The organism is Blastopirellula sp. J2-11 (genome assembly GCF_024584705.1).
GTDB lineage: Bacteria > Planctomycetota > Planctomycetia > Pirellulales > Pirellulaceae > Blastopirellula.
On the sequence record NZ_CP097384.1, the window covers coordinates 2,705,596 to 2,732,528 of the forward strand.

The window sequence follows — 26,933 nt, forward strand, 5'->3', positions numbered from 1 at the left end:
CAGATTTCTAGTATTTTCGCGTCGCTTGACTGCGGCGTTGTTGCTGCATGCGGCGATATTCTTCGACCGTGACCACCGGCGCCAGCTGCGGAGTCGCTACCGGCGAAACGACCGGCGACGAGGTCCGTGGAGTCGAGATGACCATCGGCTCGACCGCTGTTGGAGTCGGACGCGCGGCGACCTGAGGAGTCGGTCGCGAAGGTGTGGTCGAACGCGACGTGGCTTGCGGAGCGACCGCAACACGCGGAATAGCACGAACCGGATTGGTGGGTGTCGTCGCGAGTTGAGGAGTCGGCGGATCAACGGTTGGTGCTGTTGCCGGTTCGGCTGGCTGACTGCCGGGTTGCTCCAACAGAGCGGCAGTTATCGGCGCTTCGGTGGGGACCAATTTGGAAAGCGCCTCGGGGCGATACGGAGTTGCGATTGGCTCTGGATTGCTCATTGCCGGTTTTGTCGCGGCGGGATTTTCCAATGGAATGGTAGCCGCAAAATCAGTCGGAGCTTGCTGTGTCGGCGTAGGAGCGGCGATTTCTACTGGAACTGGCGTTGGTCTTGCGGCGATCACCGTGGGGCTCGCTGGCGGCGTGGATGGTCGATCCGAAGCGGTAACCTCTTGCCGCGCCGGCGTCGGAATTGCGGCGACAACGGTCGGATGAGCTGGCTGCGGCTTAATCGGCTCGATGTCCGGAGCAGGACGGACTGCAGCGGTGACGGCTTGGGCTGGAGTTGGTGCAAGCGATCGCTTGGTCGCAGCGGCGGCGGTCACGCTTTCCGTTTCGTACATCGGTCGGTATTGATTGACACGACGGCTTTGCTTGAGTTGGTCGATGATCGAATCGCCAGAATGAACGTGCGATTGAAATGCGACAAGCGTGGTCGCATCGGTTGGCTGCGCGGCTGGTTCAGCTGCCGGAATAGCTGCCGGAATAGCTTCTTGCGTCGGATAAACGGTTTGCGGCTTCTTGGTGACAGCGCCGAGCGGTTGTGTTGCGAGATCGATCATTCGCGTGTGGCTCGTCGCATCTTCGCGGAGCGGATTGCTGTCTGACTTCTGGGCGGCAGTGACGATTTGCGAGGAGGTCGTGGTCGGATTCTCAATTACCTTCTCCGCAACCGCGGGAGGATTGGCGATTGCCGGGACTGGCTGCGAACGCGGAGCGACCGGTTGGGAGCCAAGTGGTGACGAGCTCAACTCGACAACTCGTGATTTCGTTGGGGACGGAGCGTTGAAGCGTGACGCGCTGCTAAGAGCGGCGGCGACCGACTGCGACTCGCGCTCTTGCGTTTGCTGGGCCAAGCCATCCTTCGTCGCATCGTCCAACGCGTTACGAAGTGCGGCGGTCAGTGATCCCGATTGCGATCGCGTCGATTGCGACGCAAATGTCTGCTTGGAGGGATTCGGTATCGTCGCTTTTTGTTGTGACGCCGACTGCTCTGGCGGCGCTTGCGCGACAGTATGGGGCTTGACGATTTCGGTAGGTTGCGGTTTGGCTGCTGACTTTGGTTCTGACGCAGCTTGGCGGGGGGGCATTTCGGCCAGATTGCTGACTTGCGGCGCGGCGGCTGGAGTAGGCTCGGCTGCCTTTGGTGCTACGATGCCGGCGCCGACATCGCCAGTCTTGTTGAATTCGATTTTCGGGTGCGACGTTTTTGCGACGCTTTCAGCTTGGGGTTCATCTATCGTCGGCAGAGTTGAGATCGGATCGGCCTGAGGCTTCGATTTGCCGCGGCCGAAAAAACCGCCAAAGAACCGCGCAATCGGCGGCAGCGGCTTATCTTGATCGGCGACAGCCGGCCTTGGTTCGACCGCAGGCGTTTTGGGGCCTTCTTCGGCCATCGCTTCGACGGTCACCATTTCTTCCAGCGATTTGTCTTTCGAGCGGAAGAAGGGAAAAGCGCAGCCCGACATTAACGCCAGTGCGAGTACGGTTAGGCGAGGAAGCAGCGAGGTCGCGCGTGGCATTTGGTCGACTCCGTCGATGATGCGTCAGATTCAAAGCGGAAATCGCTGCTAGCAATCTGCAAGAGCGCGTTTCCTCTCTTTTGTTTCGGTCGCATCGACTAGGCAAGTTCAGGCGAGCTTGTCGTTTTTTACGATTCTGCCGAATCTGTCGCTTGCGCCGCTAGCGATCGCCCTACTGAATAGGGGCCATCAATCGAGACAAAGCGACGGTCAGTCGGAATGCATACGACTGCTGCGCCAACTCATCTGCGTGAGCTTCGCGGCATTGCTCGAAGTCTTCTTCCAGCATTTGCGCGACTTCGGAGGCGAACTGATGATCGGCGGCCGCGATCATGATTTCAAAATTAAGATGAAACGAACGATTGTCGAGGTTCGCCGTGCCGACTGCGGCAAAGTGATCGTCGATCAGCACCACCTTTTGGTGCAAGAATCCAGGCTCATACCGAAAGAAGCGAACTCCACTGGGCGCCGCTTCGGCGATAAAGGAGAAAGCCGACAAGTAAACCAAGATGTGATCAGGACGCTCTGGCAAGATAATGCGAACATCGCATCCTCGGATCGCCGCCAACTGCAACGCGGCGATGACCGGCGGGTCAGGCACAAAGTAAGGACTTGCGATCCAAACCCGCTTTTGCGCCATGTTGATCGCTTGGACGAAAAAGAGCGTGCAGCGCTCAATATCGTCAGCCGGGCCTGTCGGCACAACCAACACCTGTTGGTCATCGTCGGAGGGTTCTGGGATCCATTCAACCGGCGGCAGTTCGTGCGTCGCCCAGTTCCAGTCTTCCAGAAACGAACGTTGCACGGCTTGTACGGCAGGCCCGCGCAGCTCTACATGCGTATCGCGCCATGGACCGATCTTCGGGTCGCGCCCCATATACTCGTCACCGACGTTGTGCCCGCCGACATAGGCTGTTTGCCCATCGACGACCACGATTTTGCGATGATTACGAAAATTGAGCTGAAAGCGATTGCCGCGTCCTTTGGTCGTATGAAACGGTACGATCAAAGCCCCCGCTTCTCGGAGTTCGGCGACATAGTTGCGAGAGAGCCCGTAACTACCAATTTCGTCATACAAGACGGATACATGAACGCCGGCTTTGGCGCGATCGATCAACTGTTGCTGCAGCGCTCGCCCCAACTCATCATCGCGGAGGATATAGAACTGCACGAGGACATATTTTTCGGCCGTCGCGATCGCGGCGAAGATCGCGTCAAAGGTCGCTTCGCCGTTGACCAGCAGCCGGATCGAGTTCTTGCGGCTGAAGGGAAACTCAGCCAGGTTCTCGAACGTCTTCAATTCATAGGGCATTTCATCCGAAATGATAAACTCGCCGGCGGCTCCGCGCAGCGTGCTGGTCATGTGTTGGACGCCGCGGTTCTCGCTACGACGCGCTTCGACATACCCATGAAAGCGATTACGTCCGAAGATCCAATAGGCGGGAACCGCAACATAAGGAAACATGAACAGCGTGATCGCCCAGGCAATCGCCCCCTGCGAGGTGCGCGTCTTCATGATCGCGTTGATGGCCGTCAGTACGCCGATCGAATGGGCGCAGAGGGCGAACAGCCCAATCTCTCGAATCCACTCCATACTACTATTTCCGGACGGCGAACGCTTGTTGACCTGGTTCTTTCCCAGCGGGGGCGTTCAAGCATAGCACGATCCCTGCATCAGGCCGATATGCGGAAGAAACGTTCCGCCGAGAATCGAGGCAAACAGGAAGAATTGAATCGATCGCTCGGGCGCCGCATACTAGATAACCATCAAACCACGATATTTGGCGCCATTGCTCACAGAGCCCTGTAGCACGGCTTCCCCCTTCCGTTGGAAATTTCCTATGCCTCGCCTTGCCCTGTTTGTCGGTTTGCTCGGTTGCTTGTTGCTTGTGGCCGATCTGCACGCTGACCAACGCCCCAACATCCTGCTTGCGATCTCGGACGATCAATCCTGGCTTGACACGTCGATCGCCGGCAGCAAGTCGGCGGCGACTCCCAACTTTGACCAGATCGCGCGTCGCGGCGCCTATTTCAAGAATGCGATCTCTGCGTCGCCCGGTTGTTCTCCATCGCGAGCGGCGCTGCTGACTGGGCGTTATCCCTGGATGATTGAAGAAGCAGGGACGCACGCGTCATCGTTTCCGAAAAAGTACGTCGTCTATCCCGATCTGCTGGAAGCGGCGGGCTATTTTGTCGGCTATACCGGCAAAGGTTGGGGCCCAGGCAATTTTAAAATCAGCGGTCGCGAGCGTAATCCGGCAGGGCCCGCCTATCAAAAGCGAAAGCTGGCGAAGAAGCCGGCCGCCGGAATCAGTAACAACGACTACGCGGCGAACTTCGCCGATTTTCTGGCCGACCGGCCTGCGGATGCTCCATTCTGTTTTTGGTTTGGCGCCACCGAGCCGCATCGTCCCTATCAAAAAGGGAGCGGCGAAGAAGCGGGCAAAACGCTTACCGACGCGACGCTGCCGCCGTTTCTGCCCGATGCCGAACCGATTCGCGGGGATTTGCTCGACTATTGTCGCGAGATCGAATGGTTTGATCAGCAGCTGGGAGCGATGCTGAAGCAGTTGGAAGCAATCGGTCAGCTCGACAATACGATTGTCGTCGTCACCAGTGACAACGGCATGCCATTTCCGCGAGCGAAAGCGAATAACTACGAATATGGAATCCACATGCCGTTGGCGATCGCATGGCCCGCGAAAATCACAGCCGGACAAACGATTGACGAAGTGGTCAGTCTGACCGACTTGGCGCCAACGTTTCTCGCTGCTGCCGGCGTCCAATCCCCTGCGGATGATACGCCGCCGATGATTGGACGAAATCTACTGCCGCGACTTACCGGAGAAGAAGAGAAGCTCACTGGCGGAGCATTTAGTTCGCGAGAGCGACATTCGTCGTCGCGATGGAACAACCTTACCTACCCGCAGCGTTCGCTTCGCAGCGCCCGATTTTTGCTGATCCGCAATTTTCAGCCGCAACGTTGGCCGGCGGGGGCTCCGCAGGCGTTCACCAAGCCCGGCATGCTGGGGCCGCCGCATGGCGGATATCACGATATCGACGGCTCACCGACACTCGACTGGATGGTCGAACATCGTGAGGATGCGGCGGTCGCTCCGCTATTTGGCGCCGCCGTCGATCGTCGCCCTGCGATCGAGTTGTACAATATTCAAACCGATCCAGGCTGTCTGCGCGATCTGGCCCAGGCTCGATCCCACAAGAGCATCCGGCAGGCTATGGAGCAGTTGCTCAACGGCTATCTGAGCAAGACCGGAGATCCCCGGATGAGCGATTCCGGCGATGTTTGGGAGTCTTATCCTCGATTTAGTCCAATTCGCGACTTCCCGAAGCCCGATTGGGCCGAATAGCGCGTGTTATCACTTAGTGGAGAAGCGGCCAGCAGCCTTGCCTGATTAGGCATGCTGTTTTTCCGTTCTTGCGGGGAAGGTCGCATTTATTCATCAAAAAATCTTGATGGACTGCGGTAACTCCCTCCCCCTTTGCGGCGACTCCCCTACCGCATAATTGGCGCCATTTGGTACGATTCACGATTCACTTTTTTCCAGAATCGCGCTAGAGATACGTCCATGCGTCGCGACGACATTCGCAACATCGTAATTATCGCCCACGTCGACCACGGCAAAACGACCTTGGTTGACTGCCTGCTCAAGCAAAGCGGCCAGTTCCGTGACAGCCAATTAAGCAGCGAGCGAATCCTCGACTCGAATGATCAAGAAAAAGAGCGTGGCATCACGATCTTGGCCAAGAACATCGCGCTCCCCTTCAAGGGCGTGAAGGTCAATATCATCGACACCCCAGGTCACGCCGACTTTGGGGGCGAAGTCGAACGCGTCCTCAGCATGGCGGACGGCGCGCTGGTCCTGGTCGACGCGGCCGAAGGCCCGATGCCGCAGACGCGGTTTGTGCTGTCCAAGGCGCTGGAATGCAAACTGCAGCCGATCGTGGTCATTAACAAGGTCGACAAGCCTGACGCGCGGCCGATGGAAGTGGTCGACGAAGTGCTCGATCTCTTCTTGGCGCTCGGCGCCGACGACACGTTGGCTGATTTTCCTTACATCTTCGCCAGCGCCAAAGAAGGCTTCGCTTCGCACGATCCCGCCGATCGCAGCGGAACGATGGAGCCGCTATTGGACATGGTTCTGCAGCATATCCCCGGTCCTGAAGTAGAGCCGGAAGAGCCGCTGCAAATTCTCTGCACGACGCTCGCCTGGTCAGAATTCGTCGGACGTATCGCGATCGGCCGCATCAAGGCCGGACGCATCAAAAAGGGACAGACCGTCGCCGTCACCAAGGTAGGCGACAAATTGCAACGAGCGAAAATTAGCTCGGTGCAGGTCTTTGAGAATCTCGGACGCGTCGATGTCGATTCAGCCGAAGCAGGCGACGTCGTCGCACTCTGCGGTATCGAAGATATCGATATCGGCGATACGATTTGCGATCTCGAAAAGCCAAATGGGCTGCCGCGATTGTTGGTCGACGAGCCGACGCTGGAAATGGTCTTCACCATCAACACGTCGCCGTTTGTCGGCAAGGATGGAAAATACGTCACCTCGCGTAATCTCCGCGATCGTCTCTACAAAGAGCTGGAACGCAACGTCGCGCTGCGCGTACGAGACACTGCTTCCGCCGATGCTTTCGCTGTTGCGGGACGCGGCGTGCTGCACCTGGCCGTGTTGGTCGAGACGATGCGTCGCGAAGGGTTTGAATTGGCGGTGAGCAAGCCGCAAGTCATCATGCGTGAAACCGACGGTCTCAAAGAAGAGCCGTTCGAAAACCTGGTGGTTGAAGTCCCGTCGATCAAGATGGGCCCGGTCATGGAAATGGTCGGCGAACGTCGCGGCGAAATGGTCGAGATGTCGCCGCGCGGCGATTTCACGCAGGTCGTCTTTTCAATCCCGGCTCGCGGCCTGATTGGGATTCGCACCAAGATGCTCAATGCGACGCAAGGAGAAGCGATTATCAATCATCGTTTCGATTCGTATCGCCCGATCAGCGGCGATGTGCCGCGTCGTCCCAACGGCGTGCTGATCTCCAACTCAACCGGTAAAGCGGTCGGCTTTTCGCTCTTCAATTTGCAGGATCGCTCTGAACTGTTCATCCGACCGGGCGAAGAGTTGTACGAAGGCATGATCGTCGGCGAAAACGCGCGCAACGAAGATATGGTCGTCAATCCGATCCGTGAAAAGAAACTGACCAATATGCGCGCCTCAGGCTCGGACGAAAACATCGTCTTGAAGCCGCCGCGTCAGATGTCGCTGGAAGCGGCGCTGGAGTACATCGAAGACGATGAACTCGTGGAAGTGACCCCCAACTTCATCCGCCTGCGCAAGATGACGTTGAAAGAAGCGGATCGTCGTCGCACAGGGCGCAAAGGTTAGTTGCTGGCTGTTGGAAAATCTGAATTTGGTTGACCCCTATCCCTCAGCTGGGTAATCTTGTGTCTACTTTTGGATGCAAGACAAGTAGAGGGCAATGTGAATATTTGGTTATCGCTTTTGGCTGAAGGGAACGAGCCAGGCAAAGGGCCGGCGCTCATTTTCTTCTTTTTGCTCAGCTTCGTTTTCTTCGGCATGGGCGTCTATGGGATTGTCACCAAAACGGTTTTGTTGCGTGCGCGTGATCAATTCATCTTTCGGATGTTTGGCGTAACCAAGTTCTCGGGGACCTTCGCCGTCTTTACCGGTGCTACTTATTGCGCGATGGGGATCGGTTTGTTCATCGTGTCCACGACCATAGCGATGGGCTATGGTCTCGACAAAAAGGGAAACGTCACTCTGAACGGGAAGCCGACGAACGCAGCGCAGCAATCTGGACAGCCGGGCCCCCAACCGCTTGTAGAAAGTAAGCCGGTCGCCGGTGAGACGCCTGCCGAAAGGATGGTGCGAGAAGCGGAAGACGCCAAGCGTCGAGAAGAACGCGAAGCGGAAAGGCGTCGCGCTGAAGAGGATCGCAAAGCGAACGACGCCCTGCGGATGCGTGCACAAGAAGAACGCGAAGCGGCCGATCGTGAGCGCGAACGGCTTGCCAAAGAAGCCGAAGAGAAACTACAGCGCGAAAAGGAAGCGGCCCGACTGGCGGCCCTCGAACTGCCAAAACCACCGCAATCGCTTGGCAGTATTTCGTATGTGGATAAAGCTGTCAAAGAGAGTCCGCTGTTGGGGAAAGCGAACGGAGAACGCTTTATCGATCGCGCCCCGGAAGGGGGCGTGATGGTCGGAGCTATCTTTTTTATCGGCGATCATTTTGGCGACTCGGTCGCCGGCATTCAGCCGATTTACCAGGTTGGCGGCAAATACGTCAAAGGCAAGATCTGCGGCAACGAGACCGATCGCCCAATCCAACAATTGGCGGAGTCCGGCGGAGTCGTCGCCGGCGTGAAAGCGCGGATTGGTTTGATTATGGACTCCGTGCAGCTGGCCTATGGTCCGCTCAAGGGAACGAAAGTCGATCCGAAACAAGGCTACTTTGGTGATCTCATCGGCTCCGACGGCGGAAGTCCGAAGGATTTTTACGCCGAAGGTCACGCGATCGCCGGCATCTTTGGAACGTATGAGCAAGACAAAAGTCTCAGGTCGCTGGGAATGTATGTGATTCAACGCATGCAGGTTACCGAGCCGCCTGCGGAAAACGAGATGCGTACGTTCACCAGCGCCAATGGCAAATTTTCGGTCGAAGCGAAGTTGTTGAAAGTAAACGACGACGGAACTGTCAGTCTAGAAAAAGCGGACGGTTCGACGATCTCGGCGCCGACAGCGAGTCTCAGCGCCGAAGATCAGGCGTATATCCGCGCGAATCAGTGATTTGTTGGCGCTGCGGCGAAGATTGCTCGACGATGGCTCGGTAATAAAGCACAATGCAGGTTCTTCCCTGCAACAACGCTGTCTTTCTCTGGGACCATCGATCATGCGAATCGCACGCTTGTTGTCGCTATTGCTATTGGCTATCGCCGCTCCTCTTTCCGCCGCCGAAAAGGGAAAGCATGTGCTCTTGCTTGGCGTCGACGGTTGCCGGTTTGACGCGCTGCAAAAAGCGAAAACGCCCAATCTGGATCGTCTAATCGCGGATGGAATCTATTCGCCGACCGCGTTGATCCTGGGAGATCGTTATCAGAAGAATGACACGATCAGCGGACCCGGTTGGGGAACTATCAATACCGGCGTTTGGGCCGACAAGCATAACGTGCAAGGGAACCAGTTCAAGAAGCCCCATTTCGACAAGTTTCCTCACTTCTTTCACTATGTGAAACTTGCCGATCCCAAGGCGAAAACCGTCTCGATTATCAACTGGTCGCCGATCGCAAAGTACATCGTCTCGTCCGCCGATGTGTCGACCGATACGGCCAGCAGCGGAAAGTCCTATGACAAAGCGGATGCAGATGCCGCGGCCGAAGCGATCCGACTGTTGGAAGCGGAGTCACCGACGGCGATGATGCTTTACCAGGGGGAAGTGGACGAAGCCGGGCACGCCCACGGATTTCACCCCAGCGTTCCTCAGTACATCGCCGCGATTGAAAACGTTGACTCTCTTCTCGGTCCCGTGTTGGATGCGATCGAGAAGCGAACCGACGAAGAGTGGCTGATCGTCGTCACCAGCGATCACGGCGGATCGGGACGCGGGCACAGCAATGGCCATACGAACCCCGACATTCTCCACAGTTTTTTAATCGTCAGCGGCGCAGGCGCTCAGCGCGGTAAGTTTAACGACCAGGTCTATATCGTCGACGCCGTACCTACTTTGTTGACCTATTTGGGAATTAAGATCGACGACGCCTGGCAGTTGGATGGACATGCAGTCGGGCTAAAAAAGTCACTGACCACCGATCAAACGACCAGCGAGAAGTAACAGAGCATCTCGAAGAAACTGGTCGCCGCCAACCAGCCGGCGGCGATCGCGGCGCCTTGGGGCGTTACTTTCTGGGCGCTGGCGCCAAACCCAATATCGCAAAGCAATAAATGCCTTGCGTCATTTCACGCGGCCAACCGGGCGAAGGCCGGCGCCTTTGGTTTTGGTCAGGCCATCGCCGAGATCGGCTCGCGCCTGGTCTCCTAATTTTTGCAGTCGTGCGACGACTTCGGGATGCGACTCTTTCACATCGGTCGTTTCGCCGATATCGCTTTCCAGGTCAAACAACTCCAGGCCAATACGGGCCTGTTCATAATTGGTGGGCAAGCCATCTTTGCCGCCGGGGCGACCATTCAGCGTGCGATAGCCGTGTGGGAAGTGCATTTTCCACTTGCCGCTGCGAATGGCCTGCAATTGATTGCCGTAGTAGAAGAAATACGCTTCGTGCGGGCTCTTGGCGTCGGGCTGGCCGGTAATAATGGGCCAAATATCCTTGCCGTCGATCTTGTGGTCGGGCAACTTGGCGCCAATCAAGTCGGCGACGGTCGGCAAGATGTCGATCGTCATCATCGGCGTCGAGCAGGTCTTGCTGGCCGGAATGGTTCCCGGCTGCCAGAAGATTGTGGGTTCGCGACAACCGCCGTCGAACATGGTCCCCTTCCCTTCACGCAGCGGACCGGCTGAACCAGCATGATCTCCATATGAGAGCCAAGGGCCGTTGTCGGAAGTGAAGATAACCAGCGTGTTTTCGTCCAGCTTGTTCCGCCGCAGCGCTTCGATGATCTGACCAACCGACCAGTCGACTTCCATCACGACGTCGCCAAAGATACCGGCGCCGGACTTGCCGGCAAACTTGTCCGAGACGTAAAGCGGCACGTGAACCATCGAGTGGGGAACGTACAGAAAGAACGGCTTGGCGTGATTGTCATCAATAAACTTGACAGCTTTCTCGGTGTAAAGCGTCGTTAGGTTGCGCTGTTCTTCCGGGGTCACTTCGGTGTCGATGATTTCATTTTTTTCGTACAACGGCAAATCTGGATAACGCTTTCGCTGTTCGTCCTTTGGCAGGTTGCGAAGTGCGGGATGATAGGGCCACATGTCGTTGGAATATGGCAGCCCCACATAGTCATCAAAGCCATGTTGCAGCGGCAAGAATTCTTCGTGATGTCCCAGATGCCATTTGCCGTAACAAGCGGTTGCGTATCCCTTTTGCTTGCAGATTTCGGCGAGGGTCGTTTCTGCAGAATTGATGCCGATTTTGGCCTGTGGTCCAAGCGCCCCCTGGATGCCGACGCGAATGTTGTAACATCCGGTCAACAAGCCGGCTCGCGAAGCGGAGCAAACTGCCTGGGTGACATAGAAATCGGTGCAAACGGTCCCTTCCTGCGCCAATTGATCCAGATGCGGCGTTGGATAGTCCTTCGCCCCAAACGGCCCGATGTCGGCGTACGCCATATCGTCGATGAAGATGATGACGATGTTGGGCGTTGCGCTTTTCTCGGCGGCGAAAGTTGCGGTAGCAAGCCCAAGCGACAACGTTAGCGCAGCCAACGCCATGGCGGAAGTGAGCCGAGATCGCAGGCGACGACGAGAAGCGAAATTCATGAAGGAATCCTCAAAGGCAGGCGGCCTCGTAGAGAGGCGAAGCGGGAGATTCCTTCAGTATCTATCGACGCCGCCGACGGGTCAATGTTCGTGCGTTGCCTGCGGCGCTGGGAATTGCAGAAATAGCCGGCTTAGGGGGCTGCGGCAGGCTGCATCAACTGCCGATAGGCGAGTTGATCGGCGTGTAACCGCTGAAATACTTCGTACTTGGCCCGATGATATTCGGTCGTAGCGCCGGATGTTGGCGGCAAGATCTGGCTTACGCCGCTCATCGCGGCCATTGCCGACAACAGGTCAGGATGTACGCCAGACGCGACGGCGCCCAGCATGGCGCTCCCCAGCAAGACCGATTCGGCTTCGCGCGGCAGGACAATTCGGCACTGGGTAATGTCGGCATGTTCCCGCAAGAAGATCGGATTTTTGACGCCTCCTCCGCAGGCAAAAATGGTATCGATGCGGTAGCCCTCGCGGTTCATCACTTCGATGATGTGTTTGGTTCCATAGGCGATTGCCTGAATGACGGCCAGATACAACCGGGCCAAATCATCCAGCGAAGCCGACATCGATAGGCCCGAGATCATGCCGCGCAGCGTGGGATCGGCCCACGGAGATCGGTTTCCATGAAAGTAGGGAGAAACGTGCAGTTGGCGCGTGAGAGAAGCGGGAACCTGACGATTCTCGGCGAGCGCCGTCAAGCGATCGTTGAGAACTTCATAGACGGTTTTCCCGTTTGCTGCGGCGAACTGCTGCAGTTGACCTGTGGCGCCGTGGTTTTCGATAACGAAATCGATCAGCGCCCCGGTCGCGGATTGGCCCCCTTCGGTCAGCCACATTTGGGGAACCATGGCCGAATAATAAGGGCCCCAAATCCCATCGATATAGCGCGGCTGAGCCGAGACGGCCATGTGGCAGCTTGAGGTCCCGCCGATCAGCGCGATTCGACGATCAAGGTCGATTGGATTCGCCCCATCCTCCTCGAGGCGCGCGCCGATCATTCCGATGCCGCCGGCGTGAGCGTCGATGATCGAAACTCCGACGGCAGTTCCCTGCGGAACTCCCAGTTCTGCCGATGCTTGTGCGGTGACTCCTTGCCCGATCGGCTCTCCCATCGCGCGAACGCGCCGTCCGATTCGCTGGAAGTTTTCTTCCGCCAAATCCTCTAAGCCGATCGCCCGAAAGTACGCTGCATCCCAGCGTCCGAGCTGATCGGCGTGTTCATCAGCAGTGTGACCTAGGTAGGTCCATTTGCAAACGGTGCTGCAGAGGGAACGCGTTTCATCGCTCGTGGCGCGATACGTCAAGAAGTCTGGCAGATCGAAGAACTTCTGGCCGCGTCGCCAGGTGTCGGGCAGATTTTCCTTCAGCCACAGCAGTTTCGGCGTTTCCATCTCTGGCGAGATCACGTTGCCCACATATTTGAGCACTTCATGGTCGCCGGCGTTGATGCGATTGGCTTGACTCGCCGCGCGGTGATCCATCCAGACGATAACATTTTGTTCGTCGTCACCATCCAAGCTAACTGTAACAGGGCGCCCCTCGGCGTCGGTGACCACCAGCGAGCAGGTTGCATCGAAACCGATTCCGTGGATCTTGGCGCTATCGATATCGGCTTCGGTGGTCGCTTGCCGAACGCAATGGCAAACGGCTTGCCAGATGTTGTTCGAGGACTGCTGGACGAAATCAGCCTGAGGGCGATAGGTCTCGATTGCCTGCGTGGCCGAACCAAGCCGCGTTCCCTGACTGTCAAATACGCCGGCCCGCGCGCTTCCGGTTCCGACGTCAACGCCGATGAAATAGTGATCACTCATCGAATCATGTTGCTCCATTCCAGCGGACGCCCTCTTTATTTGTCCCACACAAATTGACCTTCAGTCCCAACGCAGCGGCCATCGCGGCCCGCGCCCAAAGGGCCTGATCGGCGGAGGCTGCATCGTTGGCGTAGGCGACCTGAACGTGATTCGCTTGATGCTTGGCCATCATCTGATCGCGAGTTACGCCATAGGTCACGCCGTGCATGATCGGCCAGACGGGAGTGGTCGCGTCCAAGCGGCGTTGCGTTTCCGCTTCCGGTAATGCGATCGACGCGCCGCGGCCTAAGTCGAGATGCAACGCGTTGTCGGCAATATAAATCCGCGACCAGACGATCTCGCCGGGACGCGAAACGCCCGAGAGCGTCGAGCCCCCTTTCGGGAAATACATCGGCGGCTGGCGATAGCCATGGCACTGGTCCCAACCTCCGAGATGTTCCGCCGGCGCCGATCCCGAAATCTCGAAGACCCACACGTATTGGTCGGTCGTGCCTGATTGGTCCTCGCTTCCCCAACGGAGATCGTGGAGCGTTGTTTCGACAGGCTCACCGAGCGCCTGATGCAACCGTTGGATCATCAACGCGTCGAGCCCCGCACATTCGTCTACTTCGTTGAAGTGAGGAATGCTGCGCCCGGCGAATAGCTCCCGTTGGCCGGATGCGTCCAGCACCGGCGGACGTGACGTGCTGTTCAGCGTCCCTTCGACCAAGTCGCTGGCCGGCGTCATGTCCTTCAGGCCCTGTTGATACTGAATTCCGATCGTCTCGCAGCCGAAATGATCGGCCAAGCGGACGGCGGCCACATACATGCGGCATTGCTGCAAAACCTGGCGTTGCGTCAATTCTGTGGCGTCGATCTCGCCAAAATGGAACTGCATGCCGTGAGCTTGATACCAGGCCAGCACTTGCTCCGCTTCGGCATCGGTGACTTCGCCCATGGCGGCGACCAGCGCGGACTGGCTTAAGCGTTCTTTGAAAACCCCGACAGGGTGCAGCAAGTGATCTGGAATGATCGCGTTGAACATACCCATGCAGCCTTCGTCGAAGACGCCCATGATCGCTTTGTCGCGGCGTAACTGGCTCGCCAATTTTTCGCCCACAGCCGCTGCTTCGCTGGGGATCTGCTGGGGATCGAGCGCAGCGACATGCTCGGTCGGATGAACGCAGACGCCGGTATCTAGCCATTGTTTCAAACGGCTGGTGAAATATTCGTCGGTGAAATCGGCGCTCCAGAGCGTGGAATAAGTGACGCCGGCTTTCGTCAGCGAACCATTCAAGTTGAGCATGCCGACCAGGCCGGGCCATTGTCCCGACCAATTGGCGACGGTCAAAATGGGACCGCGGTGGCTGATCAGACCGGCAAGCACATGGTGCGAATATTGCCAGACCGCCTCGGCGACGATCAGCGGCGCGTGGGGATCGATCTCACGAAAAACTTCGATGCCCCGTTTTTGGCTATCGAGAAAGCCATGTCCAGCGGCGGTGACCTGATGGGCGCGCTGCAAGCGATAGCCTAACTGCTCGAGGGCGATCTGTAATTTGCTTTCCAACTCTTGCTGGGCCGGCCAACAGACTTGATTGGCAGACAAGCGTGAGTCGCCGCTGGCGACAAGTTGTACCGAGGGTTGATGGAGGGGCATGCGCTTCAACCTTGAACGACGGGGATATCTAATTCCTGCAGAATCTGCGCGATCTGTTCACGCTCGGGCGCGTGAAAGCTATGAAAGGGATCCGCCATAAAATCATCGCAGATATTTAGCAGCGACAAACAACACTTGGTGGCCTTGATGTGCTTCGACGCATATTTGCCGACATCGTAGATCCGTTGGAAGTCGACGATCCGACGATGCAACTCGGCCAGCTTCACATCGTCGCGCGCCACGATTGCATCGTAACATTCAACAAACAAACGCGGCAAAATATTGGCGCCTCCGTTGACGCCGCCATCTCCGCCCAGTCGCATCGCGGCGGGAAGCATCGCTTCGGGGCCGATCAAGATCGACCAATCAGGGCGTTGTTCTTTCAGACGCGTCGCCTTGGCGAAATAGTCGAGATCGCCGCTGCTGTCTTTCAGCCCAACAATCCCTTCCAGATCGGTCAGCTTCTGTAGCGTATTGATCTCGAACCAAACTTTGGTCAACGCCGGCATGTTGTACAACATCAACGGCAGCGGCAATTCGCCAACCACGTTGCGGACGTAGGTCAGCAGTTCGGTTTGTCCTGCGGGAAAGTAGTACGGCGTCGATAGAACGACCGCTGCGGCCCCAGCATCCGCCGCATATTCGGCCAATACGATCGACTCGACAAACGCCGTGTCGGTGACGCCGACCAAGACCGGGACGCGGCCTGCCGTTTGGCGGCAAACGGCGGCGATAACTTCGCGCCGCAAGCGATAGCTCAGGCTGGGAGCTTCGCCGGTGCTGCCGAGAATAAAGAGTCCGTGCACGCCCCCTTCCAGGACATGCTCGATCAAACGCTCCAGCCCTTCATGATCAAGTTGATCACGCCCCAAAAGCGGTGTAACAAGCGGCGGAACGATACCATGAAATGTCGACATAGGGTGACTCGCGCAGGTCTCTTTGATAGGGAATGACAGCAATCGTTAAACTTCTTCTTGCGGCTGGGGTTCGCTGGGATCCCGCGGGTCCGCTTCCTCGGATTTGTCGGCAGGTTGGTTGAATAATTGCGTCAATGCAAATCCGACTAGCAATATGGTGAGCGTGCCAAACACGATGACTAGAAATTGATCAAACGGGCTTTGGGCGTCCGCCCAAGCCTCAGGCCAAATCGAAGTACGCGAGAGAGTCATCCATAGGATCACCATGACGCCTGTGATCACGGCGAGAATCGCGGATGGATTGCGTGCTCGCTGCGAGAGAAATCCAAGCAAAAAGAGCCCCAGCATCCCACCGCTAAAGATGCCCGCTAATTTCCACCAAGCGTCGAGGATGCTCTGCACTTCGATCATGGCCAACGCTGTTCCTGTTCCCAGACAACCCCAGAGCGTCGTGCTGACATACAGGACGATCATCGACTCTTTGGGGCTGGCCTGCGGACGATAGAAGCGTTGGTAAAAGTCGGCCAACGTTAATGTTGCGGCGCCGTTTAGACTGGTGGAGAGCGTACTCATTGCGGCCGCAAAAATAGCGGCGACCAGCAAGCCGGAGACGCCGACCGGCAGTCCGGCGACGATGAAGTAGGGGAACACGCCGTCCCCAGTTCCCTGGGCGATATCTTCCTGCAGCGCCGGAGGCAAGAGGTCTGGCCGGGCGTCGTAGTAGGCGAACAACGCTGTTCCGATCCACAGAAAGAGGATCGAGATCGGTACGTAAACCATCGCGCCCAGCCAGACCGATCGGCGAGCGTCGGTATCCGACTTGGCGGCGATGTAGCGCTGGATATAGCTTTGATCGATGCCGAAGTTTTGCAGGTTGATGAACAAGCCGTAAACCAACACCACCCAGAACGTCGGTTCCGAAAGCATCAACTCAAGACTGCCGAGACTAAACTTGTTGTGCGACGAAGCGATCTCAAATAGTTGCGAGGGACCCTCCGGCATATTCAACGGAATGAGGAGGGCGCAGACGATTGCACCGGCGGCCAGCACCAAGCTCTGCAACGCGTCGGTCCAGATCACCCCTTCGATACCGCCTAGCAACGTATAGAAAGTCGTCAATCCGCCGGTGACCAGAATCAACGTGGGTATATCCCATCCCAACAGCTGATGAAGCGGCAACGCCAGCAGATACATCACCGAGCCCATTCGCGCAATTTGCGTCAGCAAATAACAAGCGGCCGCATAGGTGCGCGCCCAAACGCCAAATCGCTTTTCCAGATGTTCGTAGGCGGATACCGAGTTCCCTTGGCGATAGTACGGGACGAACCAGCGAGTCGCGACCCAAGCGGCTAACGGGAGCGAAATACTGAACGCGATCGCATTCCAGTTGCTAGAAAACGCTTTGCCTGGTAGTGCGATAAAGCTGATGCTACTGACGTAGGTGCCAAAAATGGAAAGCCCGATGACCCAGCCCGGCATCGAGCGACTTGCCGCCATGTAGCCTTCGGGATTGCTGCTCTTGCCATAAAACCAAGCGCCCAAACCGACGACACCCACCAAATAGACGACGAGCACGACCACGTCGATTGGGGAAAATTGGTGCACAGAGACCTCCTCGGATGATATCGACACCGAACCATTTGGCTCGATGTATCCCGCTGGTATCCCAGCAGTATGAACGGCGAAATAAGGGGATGCAACCCCTTAATTTCAATGTTTGGCGACTCGTACGCCGAACGTGGTTTTTCGTCCCTTGTCCAAAACTCTGGCGTTAGGCAGTCCAGGTCGTAACAGTAAGTAGGTTCGCAAACCAACGCTGCAAGTGGTCGATGCGGAAGACCGTGGGGAGCTGCGGAGAATCCCGTTGCAACTGGACTCGATGAAGCGGTGGGGCCAAGCCAACCAGGATCGCTGCTCTGGCATTTTGCGAGCGTATAGACTAGGGTTCAGTTGGTTACGCAGCAAAGTTCGTCAGGCGGAAGTTAGGCGACCGGTTCGCTGGTCGGATCCTCTTTTCATTTTCGTTTGATTCGACACGCGGTTGATTCGCGCCGGTTTGTGATGCTTTTCCTTGGCAGGCGGCAATCGCACCGTGTAACCTACATTTCCATCGGCCATGGTCAGGGACGCACGACCACCCAACCGCCGCCTTACTCGGCTCCTGCGTCTGCAAGTGCAAAAGAAAGTCATGGAAAAGATTCCCCGGCGACGTCAGGCTTATCTCCATATTCAGCAGCGGATTCTCTCGGGAGATTTGCCGGCCGGCAGTCAGATCTCGGAACTCGCGCTGGCCAAAGAGATCGGCATGAGCCGCATGCCGATTCGCGAAGCGATTCGGCAGTTGGAAGTTGAAGGACTCGTGCGTCAAGTTCCTCGGTTCGGCACAATTGTCCATTCGCTTGATCGGGCCGAAATGGCGGAGCTTTACGAGGTTCGCGAAGCTCTTGAGAGTCATACCGCCGAGTCGGTCGCCGGTCGCTTGACCGCCGACGATACGCAAATGCTCTCGCTCCTCTGCAAGCGGCTGTTGCAAGTGGCGAAAGAACTGCGAGATAGCAACGAGCCGACCTTCAGCCCTGAACTGCTGCAAAGTTTTTTGGCGGCCGACATGGGGTTTCACATGGTGATCTTGCGCGCAGGCGGAAATCGCCGGATGATGAAAATCGTGTCCGATCTTCGGGTGTTGTCGCGCATTTTTACGGCGAAACGGGAACCCCACGACTTAAAGATCGTCGTCAATGTCTATCGATTTCACCGCCGCATCTTGCGCGCGTTGAAGAACACCAACGGCAAGATGGCCCGCTATTGGATGCAAGAGCACATTCGCGCGAGCCGTCGTCTGGCCCTCGATTCGTTTGATCGTCGGCAAGCGCTGGGCGAAGCGAAAAACGCGATGCCGTTAGCGCTGCCGCAGGATTTGCTGGAAGAGCTAAATCAGATCGAAGCGCGCGAAACGAACAAGACTTAGTCCGGTCGCTTCTCGCAATCTCGCGCCAGCCGATCTGCCGACGAAATCCGAGCCCAAGTTCGCCATGTTACGCTCACCGCTCTCGGTCTAGGCGATGCTTTTTTTCGCGCAATTGCTTCCTTGATCGCTCTCTTCTGATTACTGTCAGAAAAAACTACTTGATTTCACTATTTGCATGACCTATCTTGGGATCCCAGCGGGATGCATCGTCTGTTTGCGATGTTTTCCGTTCCAATTTTTACGACTGCGATCGCGTTTCCTTGGCGTCGCCGTCTGATTTTGGTTCCTCAAATCACGTTCGAAATGCTCACTTCCTCACGCGTCCCCAACGCTTCTTAGTCCTGCCGGAGTTTCGACTGACGATGAAGATTACGCCCCCCTGCGTTCTATCCGCCTGTTTGGTGCTGCTCGCTTCGCTGCATGTAAAAGCCGAAGAGCCGCTGCAACCGGTGCTCTACGGCGATTCGCAAAAGAGCGTTGATTTGGGAGTCGGGCTATGGGCCTGGCCATTGCCGATGGATTGGGATGGAGATGGCGACTTGGATCTTGTCGTTTCGTGTCCTGACGTTCCGTTTAACGGGGCGTATCTGTTTGAGAACCCCGGCGGCGATCGCAAGTTGCCGGTCTTCAAGCCGCCGGTGAAAATCGGTCATGGGATGCACTCGCTGCAAGTTTCCTACGTCGACGGCGCACCGCGCGTCTTATCACCGGCGACCGAGTGGCGAGACATTCGGCAAAATCGGTTCACCAAGAAAACCAGCATCTATCCAAAATCGAACATCTACAAAAACAGAGTGCGGGCCAATCAGTGGCGCTACGCTGACTATGACGCGGACGGCGTGCAAGATTTGATCGTCGGCGTTGGAGATTGGAGCGACTATGGTTGGGACGATGCATTCAATGCCGAAGGGAAATGGACGCGCGGCCCGCTGCATGGCTACGTTTACTGGATCCGCAATCAAGGGACCACGGAGAAGCCCAAGTATCAAGAGCCGGTGCAGTTAGAAGCGGCAGGCGCGCCGGTCGACGTCTTTGGGATGCCGACGCCCAATTTGGCCGACTTTGACGGCGATGGCGATCTCGATCTGTTGTGCGGCGAGTTTCTGGACGGCTTCACCTATTTTGAAAACGCAGGAACGCGCAGCGAGCCGCACTTTGCCGCAGGTCGCAAGCTCACCGCCAACGGTCAGCCGTTGAAAATGGATCTGCAAATGATCACGCCGACGGCGATTGATTGGGATGCGGACGGCGATGTGGATTTGATTGTCGGCGATGAAGATGGACGCGTCGCTCTGGTCGAACACACCGGCAAGATCGTCGACGGCACGCCGCAGTTTCTGCAGCCGCAATACTTTCAACAACAAGCCGATCGCTTGAAGTTTGGCGCGTTGGTCACGCCGTTCAGCGTCGACTGGGACAACGATGGCGACGAAGATCTGATCGCTGGCAACTCGGCAGGCTACATTGCGCTAATCGAGAACACCGACGGCGGCAATCCTCCGAAGTGGGCGCCTCCGCGCAAGCTGGAAGTCGACGGTCAACCGATTCGCGTTCAGGCCGGTGAGAATGGTTCGATCCAAGGCCCCGCCGAAGCGAAGTGGGGATATACCACGCTGAACGTCGCCGACTGGGACCATGACGGCCGGTTGGATCTGATCGTTAACTCGATCTGGGGCAAGGTCGAGTGGTATCGCAATCTCGGTGGTACGCCGGCGAAACTGGCCGCCGCTCAACCGATCGAAGTGCAATGGCCTGGCGCACCTCCCAAGCCGGCCTGGAACTGGTGGAATCCTGAGGGAAAAGAACTCGTCACGCAGTGGAGAACCACGCCGGTCGTCATCGATCTGAATCAAGATGGTTTGAACGATCTGGTCTGCTTGGACCACGAAGGCTACTTGGCGCTGTTCGAACGCCAGAAGCAGGGCGAAACGCTCACCCTATCGCCGGGCAAACGGATTTTCACCCAACCCAACGGAGAGCCGTTGCGCCTCAACGAAAAGACCGCAGGCAAAAGCGGACGCCGCAAACTTTGCTTTGCAGACTGGGATGGCGATGGACGCTTGGATCTGTTGATCAACAGCGGCAACGTCGACTTTTTCCGCAATGTCTCGACCGACAAACTCCCTTGGGCGTTTAAGAATCAGGGTCAGGTTCACAAGCAACGCTTGGCTGGACACACCACGAGTCCGACCATCGTCAACTGGGATCAAGACGCGCGTCCTGATCTGCTGATCGGAGCTGAAGATGGACATTTTTACTATCTGAAAAACAACGAGGCCCCGGTCTCGGCGAAATAACACGTAATCCCCCTGGTGCTCTCGCCGCCTGTTCGACGGCGCGAGCATCCGATCCTGAATACCTGTCGAAACGGCGTGCGTTAACGTCGCTATCGAAAACTCGCAAAGTCGCCAACGACACGCGAATCGACGATGCGTTCCGCTGTTCGACGAGTGCTGCTGATAAGTCCGTCAAGGTTCACAGCAGCGCAATTATCCTCGATATCGATCTTCTCCTGTTCTCATCGATTCCACTTAGGAGAGTATTCTCATGAAGACCAAAAATTTGAATCGCGGATTTACGTTGGTAGAGTTGCTGGTCGTCATTGCGATCATCGGCGTCTTAATCGCGCTGCTGTTGCCGGCGGTGCAAGTTGCTCGCGAAGCGGCGCGACGCATGCAATGCTCAAACCATATGAAGCAAATCGGGCTGGCGCTGCACAACTACCACGATACTTTCGGCGCATTTCCGACGCTGAAAGGAGGTCCCGAATACGGGACGTCGACCAGCACCGGTTTGATTCTGCGGTTGGGGCCGTTCCCGCGCATGTCGGCGTTTTTAGAACAACAAGCGATCTTCGACATTACAATGGGACCAGTGGCGACCGAATCCTACAGTCACCCTGTGGGAGAATACGAGATATCAACGTTGATTTGTCCCAGCGATCTCAATGACGGCGCGTTGGCCGGCACTACCGGCAAGCTGAACTACGGTTTGTGCGTCGGCGACAATCGGATCAACCAAGACCATACCGGAACCTATCGCGTTTCCCGCGGCGTCTTCACCAATCTTTCGTGGACGCGGATCGCTGATATCGCCGACGGCACAAGCAATACCATCGCCAGCGCCGAATATGTTCGGCCAGCAACGCACGGCGACTTTGGCGACATCACCAATCTGAACGGCGCGTTCACCTTGTCGGAGTGCACCGCGGCGTACGACAACACGACGAAACAATACGCCGGCTCCAGCTTTTTGGCCGCTCGCGGCTGGCGTTGGCATGACGCGTTCGTCGCGTTTACGGCAGTTCAGACCATCCTTCCCCCCAACTCTCCGAGCTGCTCGACAACCAGCGGTTGGGCGGGCAGCACTGGAACGCAATTCGGCGTCTATTCGGCCAGCAGCCGGCATCCCGGCGGCTGCAACGTGTTGATGTCGGACGGCTCGTCCCGTTTGATCGCAGAAACCATCGACTCCGGTTCGATCGCCGCCGCAATCCCGACGACCAGTCAAAGCGGTTCGACCCCGTATGGCGTTTGGGGCGCCCTCGGCACCAAGGCCGGCGGCGAAGCCGTTGCGATTCCCTAAGTCATCGTGACGTTATCCCTCTTGAAGCGGTAGACCTCGATGCGTTGATCCCTTCCGTCGCACGTTATTTGGCCTCCTTGATACGAATCCTTGGAATTGTCGTGATGCCCCAGCCATTGCAGGAGTTACGTATGGTCACGCGAATTAGGCGAATTTTCGCCGCTGCGATGACGCTTTCGCTCGCTAGTCTCATTCTCGGGTGCAATCGTGGCCCCGCATTACCAGCAAACTTACCGCCGCTGACGGCCTGCACTTTGCAGATTCAATACAAGCAAACGCCGGTCACTGAAGCGACGGTTACGTTAATCCCCGCTCATGGCGATTGGGTGGGCGTCGCGCGAACCGACGCTACCGGTAAAGCGGTGGTGCAAACGCAAGGACGCTATGACGGTGTCCCCGCAGGCGACTACTCCATCACCGTCACCAAGTACGAGCCGGTGACCGATTTGCCTCCGGATCCAGCTACGCCTGAAGAAGACGCCGCGTCGACGCTTTCCGCTTCACACCAAAGCAAACGCAAATCGTTGGTGCCGGAAAAATATACGAAGCCGGAAACAACCGACTTGAAACTGACCATCACCGATCTTCCGGTGGAACAAACGCTCCAGCTTTCGGAATGAGCCTTTTCATGAATAGTCGCCAGTTCATTGCCGCAATCCTTGTTTTGCTGGCATGCGGCGCTCTGCAAAGTGATGCAGCGCCGACCAAGCCAAACATCGTCTTTATTCTGATCGATGACATGGGCTGCAAAGATACCGGTTGCTATGGTGCGACTAACTATCAAACGCCGCACATCGATCGTCTGGCGAATCAGGGGATGCAATTTACAGACGCTTACGCGGCGCCGGTCTGCTCTCCCACGCGGGCCAGCTTGATGACCGGCAAACATCCGGCGCGACTCCATCTAACCAATTTCATTCCCCAGATCGGACGTCAATTGCCGGCGGGCAAGCTGATTCCGCCTGACTTCAATCATACGCTGCCGCTAGAAGAAAAGACGCTCGCCGAGGAGTTGCACGCCGATGGCTACCAATGCGCCATGATCGGCAAATGGCATCTGGGCGAAGAGCATGGACCCGAGTATCGCCCGCAGAGTCGCGGTTTTGATCACGTAGTGTTGAGCGAGCACCATGGGATCTTCAACTACTTTTACCCGTTTGTGGATCAGCAGAAGTGGCCCTATGCAGGCCCACTTCCCGGCAAGCCCGGCGACTATCTGCCAGACCGGCTGACCGACGAAGCGATCGATTTTGTCCGTGAGAATCATGATCGCCCGTTCTTTCTTTATCTTTCTCACTGGTCGGTGCATGGACGATATTTTGCTCCTGAACCGTTGGTCGCCAAGTATCGTGAACTCGGACTTGAAGAGCGACCGGCGATTTATGCGGCGATGATCGAAACGGTCGACAATTCGGTCGGGCGGCTAATGGAGACGCTTGACAAGTTGAGCTTGGCCGATAACACGTTGTTTGTGTTTATGTCTGACAACGGCGGAGAGCGGATTACGTCGATGGCGCCGCTGCGAGGATCCAAAGGATCGTTGTACGAAGGAGGCGTGCGCGTCCCGCTGATCGTGCGTTATCCCGGCGTTGTGAAACCGAATACCACTTGCAGCGTGCCGGTAATCAGCCATGATCTCTTTCCAACATTTCTTGATTTCGCCCAACGACCCTATCGCGCCAATGAACTCGACGGGGAAAGCATCGCCGGCTTGCTCAAGGGAGAGCAGAGCGAACTCGACCGCGACGCGCTCTATTGGCACTTCCCGCATTACTGGGGATCGACCCGGCCCTGCAGCGCGATGCGTCAAGGGCGTTGGAAATTGGTCGAGCATTTTGAAACCGACCGCGCCCAACTCTACGACTTGAATTCGGATCCCGGCGAGCAACAGGATCTGGCCGCTGAAATGCCGCAACAAGCCGCCAAGTTGCGCAAGATGTTAGGCCAATGGCGGAACGAAGTTGGCGCCCAAATGCCGACGCGTCCCTGAAAAATTGGCGATCCGGGCCGCAGGCCGAAAAGGTCCGCCCTAGGGTTGGGGCTTTCTAATAGGCAAGTGGACTCGCAGCTCAACCTCTTTCGTGCGACTAACCGGGCATACCGCGCACATAAACGCCTGAAACGGGCAATCCTGTGCAGAAAAGATTCCACGTGGAATCGACTGCGACTAGGTTGCATGAATGCAGGGTCAGGTTGCATGAATATTTTCTAGACGACAATTTTGTGAACTGGTAAACTTCAAGTCCCACCCTGCCATACCGCTACTCATTGTGAATTCCCTCGCAATAAGTCCCTCCTGCAACCTTAGTGCGAACCATGATGGTCCTCCCTACCTGCCATTCGATCAGGGGCCTTTTGCCCTGGGACAAGTGGCGCAGCGGCGCTTTATGTGCAGCGTTCGCATTGTTCGTGAGCCCCGTGGTCTCGGCGGCGGAAACGACGTCTGAGAAGGTTAGCTTCGTCAACGACGTCGTGCCGGTGTTGACCAAAGCAGGCTGCAACATGGGAACGTGTCACGCGAAAGCCGGCGGCGGTCAAAACGGATTCCAACTCTCTCTGCTCGGATTTGAAGCGGCGGAAGACTACGAAAGTATCGTGCGCGAAGGTCGCGGGCGACGTCTATTTCCTCCCGTTCCAGAGGAAAGCTTGCTGCTGTTAAAAGCGGCGGCCGAAACCCCTCACGGCGGCGGAGTTCGCTTGCCGAAGGACTCGGAAGGTTACGAGATCATTCGCCGCTGGATCAGCCAAGGGGCGGTTTACCGACCAGAAGCCGATCCTGACTTGCGAGCGATTGAAGTTCAGTCGGATCGCAGCTTGATCAACATGGGGCAGCAACAACAGCTGAAAGCGATCGCGACGTTTTCTGACGGCAGCCAACGTGATGTCACCAGTTTTGCGCTCTTCGAATCGAATTCGGAAGCGATGGCCGAGGTTTCGCAGGACGGGCTCGTCAAGATTCACAACATCCCCGGGCGCGTCGCGATCATGCTGCGTTACCAAGACAAGTCGGCTGTCTTTACGGCGGCGGTTCCATTGGGAGCGTCGGTCGGCGATCTGCCGGAGCCCAAAAACTTTGTCGACGAGTTGGTCTTCGCCAATCTGACTGAGATCGGCATCCCCCCTTCTCCGGTCTGTGACGACGCCACTTTTCTGCGTCGTATTTCGCTCGATCTCGCCGGGCGTCTACCGACGGCGGAAGAAGCGAAAGAGTTTCTGGCGAGCACCGAACCGAACAAACGGGATCAGCTGATTGACCAGTTGCTGCGAAGCCCCGGCTATGCCGACTTCTTCGCCAACAAGTGGACGTCGTTGTTGAAGAACCGGCGTGACGACGCAAGCGACATTACCTCGAACTTCGCCTTCCATGCGTGGATCCGCGATAGTCTGCTCGAGAATCTCCCTTACGATCAAATGGTTCGTCAGCTGTTGGCGGCGACCGGCACGGTGGTCGCAAATCCTCCGGTCGCTTGGTACAAGCGCGTGAAGGAACCCAAAGAACAGCTGGAGGATGTCGCTCAGTTGTTTTTGGGCGTTCGTCTGCAATGCGCCCAATGTCATCACCATCCCTTCGAGCGCTGGAGCCAGGATGACTACTACAGTCTGTCCGCATTCTTCAGTCAGATTGGGCGAAAGCCGTCTGACACGCGCGGCGAAGACTTGATTTTTCATAAGCGTGGAATCGCCACGGCGACCAATGTCAAAACCGGCGTCGCCCTAAAACCGGCTGCTCTGGGAGATGACATTGGCGCGATTCCAGCCGACCGCGATCCGCGTCTGCGTTTGGCGGACTGGCTCGCGAAGCCTGACAATCCCTTCTTCGCCAAGGCGCTGGTGAACCGGTACTGGAAGCATTTCTTCAAGCGAGGATTGATCGAACCGGAAGATGATATCCGCGATACCAATCCTCCCTCGAACCCCGAACTGCTGGCTGCGTTGGAAGCACACTTTATCGAGAGTGGTTACGATCTCAAAGCCTTGGTGCGCGTCATCACGCAATCGAAGGCCTACCAATTAAGCGCACTGCCGAACGAGTACAACCTGGTCGACGAGCAAAACTACTCGCGCTACTATCCACGACGGATGCAGGCCGAAGTGATGTTAGACGCCGTGAATGACCTGACGGCGTCGCCGACCAATTTCGCCAACTTGCCGCCGGGAACTCGAGCCGTTGGCTTGCCTGACAACAGTTACAACAACTCGTCGCTCTTCCTGCGCGTGTTTGGCCGTCCTGATAATTCGAGCGTCTGCGAGTGCGAGCGGGTCCAGTCTTCCAGCCTGGCCCAAAGTCTGCACTTGATCAATTCGGCTGAAATCAAAACGAAACTCAGCGCGGCCCAGGGGCGCGCCGCCACGTTAGTTAGTGCAGACGTTCCTCCGGAGGAAAAAATCCGCGAGATCTATCTGGTCGCGTTCTCGCGCGAACCCGATCCGAACGAGATGGAAATTGCGCTCGACTATCTCCAGCAAATTCCGAACGACGCCGATGGAAAACCGCTCGGCGCCGATCAAGCCGCCCGTCAGAACTTTCAAGACCTCATTTGGGCGATTATGAATTCCAAAGAGTTCCTGTTTAACCACTAGAGGA

The 26,933-nt window shown here is 56.9% G+C and carries 18 protein-coding genes; 10 read left to right on the top strand and 8 right to left on the bottom strand.

Annotated features, from left to right (window positions below; genetic code table 11):
* Window positions 1-7: 7 nt before the first annotated feature.
* Window positions 8-1,963, bottom strand: a complete 1,956-nt coding sequence (locus tag M4951_RS11040) for a hypothetical protein (RefSeq protein WP_262026539.1) — start codon at window positions 1,961-1,963, stop codon at window positions 8-10.
* Between the two features lie 172 nt (window positions 1,964-2,135).
* Window positions 2,136-3,557: a cardiolipin synthase gene (gene cls, locus M4951_RS11045; RefSeq protein WP_262026540.1), complete on the bottom strand. Its 1,422-nt coding sequence runs from the start codon at window positions 3,555-3,557 to the stop codon at window positions 2,136-2,138.
* Between the two features lie 247 nt (window positions 3,558-3,804).
* Here cls and M4951_RS11050 point away from each other — a divergent pair, with 247 nt between their 5' ends.
* From M4951_RS11050 to M4951_RS11065, 4 genes are all read left to right on the top strand, one after another.
* A complete protein-coding gene (locus M4951_RS11050; protein ID WP_262026541.1) occupies window positions 3,805-5,331 on the top strand; it encodes a sulfatase in 1,527 nt (508 codons plus the stop codon).
* Window positions 5,332-5,550: 219 nt separating this feature from the next.
* Window positions 5,551-7,362 (top strand): translational GTPase TypA, encoded by a 1,812-nt coding sequence (typA, locus tag M4951_RS11055; RefSeq protein WP_262026542.1) that lies wholly within the window; start codon window positions 5,551-5,553, stop codon window positions 7,360-7,362.
* A gap of 96 nt (window positions 7,363-7,458) precedes the next feature.
* Window positions 7,459-8,784: an SHD1 domain-containing protein gene (locus tag M4951_RS11060; RefSeq protein WP_262026543.1), complete on the top strand. Its 1,326-nt coding sequence runs from the start codon at window positions 7,459-7,461 to the stop codon at window positions 8,782-8,784.
* Between the two features lie 103 nt (window positions 8,785-8,887).
* Window positions 8,888-9,826, top strand: a complete 939-nt coding sequence (locus M4951_RS11065; RefSeq protein WP_262026544.1) for an alkaline phosphatase family protein — start codon at window positions 8,888-8,890, stop codon at window positions 9,824-9,826.
* Here the strand turns inward: M4951_RS11065 and M4951_RS11070 are convergent.
* The 6 genes from M4951_RS11070 to M4951_RS11095 form a co-directional block, all read right to left on the bottom strand.
* Window positions 9,805-9,933, bottom strand: a complete 129-nt coding sequence (locus tag M4951_RS11070; RefSeq protein ID WP_262026545.1) for a hypothetical protein — start codon at window positions 9,931-9,933, stop codon at window positions 9,805-9,807. The two genes, M4951_RS11065 and M4951_RS11070, sit on opposite strands and share 22 nt — an antisense overlap.
* Before the next feature lie 13 nt (window positions 9,934-9,946).
* Window positions 9,947-11,431 carry a sulfatase gene (locus tag M4951_RS11075; protein WP_262026546.1) on the bottom strand — a complete coding sequence of 495 codons (1,485 nt, stop codon included), beginning with the start codon at window positions 11,429-11,431 and terminating at the stop codon, window positions 9,947-9,949.
* Between the two features lie 131 nt (window positions 11,432-11,562).
* Entirely contained in the window at window positions 11,563-13,239 is a 1,677-nt protein-coding gene (locus tag M4951_RS11080) for an FGGY-family carbohydrate kinase (protein ID WP_262026547.1), read from the bottom strand.
* A 4-nt stretch (window positions 13,240-13,243) separates the two neighbouring features.
* Window positions 13,244-14,878, bottom strand: coding sequence for an L-fucose/L-arabinose isomerase family protein (locus M4951_RS11085; protein ID WP_262026548.1), 1,635 nt, complete (start codon window positions 14,876-14,878; stop codon window positions 13,244-13,246).
* Window positions 14,879-14,883: 5 nt separating this feature from the next.
* The gene (locus tag M4951_RS11090) at window positions 14,884-15,795 is read right to left on the bottom strand and encodes a dihydrodipicolinate synthase family protein (RefSeq protein WP_262026549.1); all 912 of its coding nucleotides are present in this window, start codon (window positions 15,793-15,795) and stop codon (window positions 14,884-14,886) included.
* Between the two features lie 45 nt (window positions 15,796-15,840).
* Window positions 15,841-17,400, bottom strand: coding sequence for a sodium:solute symporter (locus M4951_RS11095; RefSeq protein WP_262026550.1), 1,560 nt, complete (start codon window positions 17,398-17,400; stop codon window positions 15,841-15,843).
* Window positions 17,401-17,983: 583 nt separating this feature from the next.
* On the opposite strand from M4951_RS11095, the gene M4951_RS11100 reads away from it, so the two are divergent.
* From M4951_RS11100 to M4951_RS11125, 6 genes are all read left to right on the top strand, one after another.
* Entirely contained in the window at window positions 17,984-18,763 is a 780-nt protein-coding gene (locus tag M4951_RS11100; RefSeq protein ID WP_262026551.1) for a GntR family transcriptional regulator, read from the top strand.
* A gap of 362 nt (window positions 18,764-19,125) precedes the next feature.
* A complete protein-coding gene (locus M4951_RS11105; protein WP_262026552.1) occupies window positions 19,126-21,060 on the top strand; it encodes an FG-GAP repeat domain-containing protein in 1,935 nt (644 codons plus the stop codon).
* A gap of 250 nt (window positions 21,061-21,310) precedes the next feature.
* Entirely contained in the window at window positions 21,311-22,348 is a 1,038-nt protein-coding gene (locus M4951_RS11110; protein ID WP_262026553.1) for a DUF1559 domain-containing protein, read from the top strand.
* A 131-nt stretch (window positions 22,349-22,479) separates the two neighbouring features.
* Window positions 22,480-22,968 (top strand): carboxypeptidase-like regulatory domain-containing protein, encoded by a 489-nt coding sequence (locus M4951_RS11115; protein WP_262026554.1) that lies wholly within the window; start codon window positions 22,480-22,482, stop codon window positions 22,966-22,968.
* Between the two features lie 8 nt (window positions 22,969-22,976).
* Window positions 22,977-24,338: a sulfatase gene (locus tag M4951_RS11120; protein WP_262026555.1), complete on the top strand. Its 1,362-nt coding sequence runs from the start codon at window positions 22,977-22,979 to the stop codon at window positions 24,336-24,338.
* 419 nt (window positions 24,339-24,757) lie between these two features.
* Entirely contained in the window at window positions 24,758-26,929 is a 2,172-nt protein-coding gene (locus tag M4951_RS11125) for a DUF1549 domain-containing protein (RefSeq protein ID WP_262026556.1), read from the top strand.
* The last annotated feature ends 4 nt before the right edge of the window (window positions 26,930-26,933 follow it).

What these genes read in the sequence shown, in the direction of transcription:
- M4951_RS11040 (WP_262026539.1), bottom strand. Translation starts at nt 1,963, where the DNA reads ATGCCACGCGCGACCTCGCTGCTTCCTCGCCTAACCGTACTCGCACTG.
- cls (WP_262026540.1), bottom strand. Translation starts at nt 3,557, where the DNA reads ATGGAGTGGATTCGAGAGATTGGGCTGTTCGCCCTCTGCGCCCATTCG.
- M4951_RS11050 (WP_262026541.1), top strand. Translation starts at nt 3,805, where the DNA reads ATGCCTCGCCTTGCCCTGTTTGTCGGTTTGCTCGGTTGCTTGTTGCTT.
- typA (WP_262026542.1), top strand. Translation starts at nt 5,551, where the DNA reads ATGCGTCGCGACGACATTCGCAACATCGTAATTATCGCCCACGTCGAC.
- M4951_RS11065 (WP_262026544.1), top strand. Translation starts at nt 8,888, where the DNA reads ATGCGAATCGCACGCTTGTTGTCGCTATTGCTATTGGCTATCGCCGCT.
- M4951_RS11075 (WP_262026546.1), bottom strand. Translation starts at nt 11,431, where the DNA reads ATGAATTTCGCTTCTCGTCGTCGCCTGCGATCTCGGCTCACTTCCGCC.
- M4951_RS11080 (WP_262026547.1), bottom strand. Translation starts at nt 13,239, where the DNA reads ATGAGTGATCACTATTTCATCGGCGTTGACGTCGGAACCGGAAGCGCG.
- M4951_RS11085 (WP_262026548.1), bottom strand. Translation starts at nt 14,878, where the DNA reads ATGCCCCTCCATCAACCCTCGGTACAACTTGTCGCCAGCGGCGACTCA.
- M4951_RS11090 (WP_262026549.1), bottom strand. Translation starts at nt 15,795, where the DNA reads ATGTCGACATTTCATGGTATCGTTCCGCCGCTTGTTACACCGCTTTTG.
- M4951_RS11100 (WP_262026551.1), top strand. Translation starts at nt 17,984, where the DNA reads ATGGAAAAGATTCCCCGGCGACGTCAGGCTTATCTCCATATTCAGCAG.
- M4951_RS11105 (WP_262026552.1), top strand. Translation starts at nt 19,126, where the DNA reads ATGAAGATTACGCCCCCCTGCGTTCTATCCGCCTGTTTGGTGCTGCTC.
- M4951_RS11110 (WP_262026553.1), top strand. Translation starts at nt 21,311, where the DNA reads ATGAAGACCAAAAATTTGAATCGCGGATTTACGTTGGTAGAGTTGCTG.
- M4951_RS11115 (WP_262026554.1), top strand. Translation starts at nt 22,480, where the DNA reads ATGGTCACGCGAATTAGGCGAATTTTCGCCGCTGCGATGACGCTTTCG.
- M4951_RS11120 (WP_262026555.1), top strand. Translation starts at nt 22,977, where the DNA reads ATGAATAGTCGCCAGTTCATTGCCGCAATCCTTGTTTTGCTGGCATGC.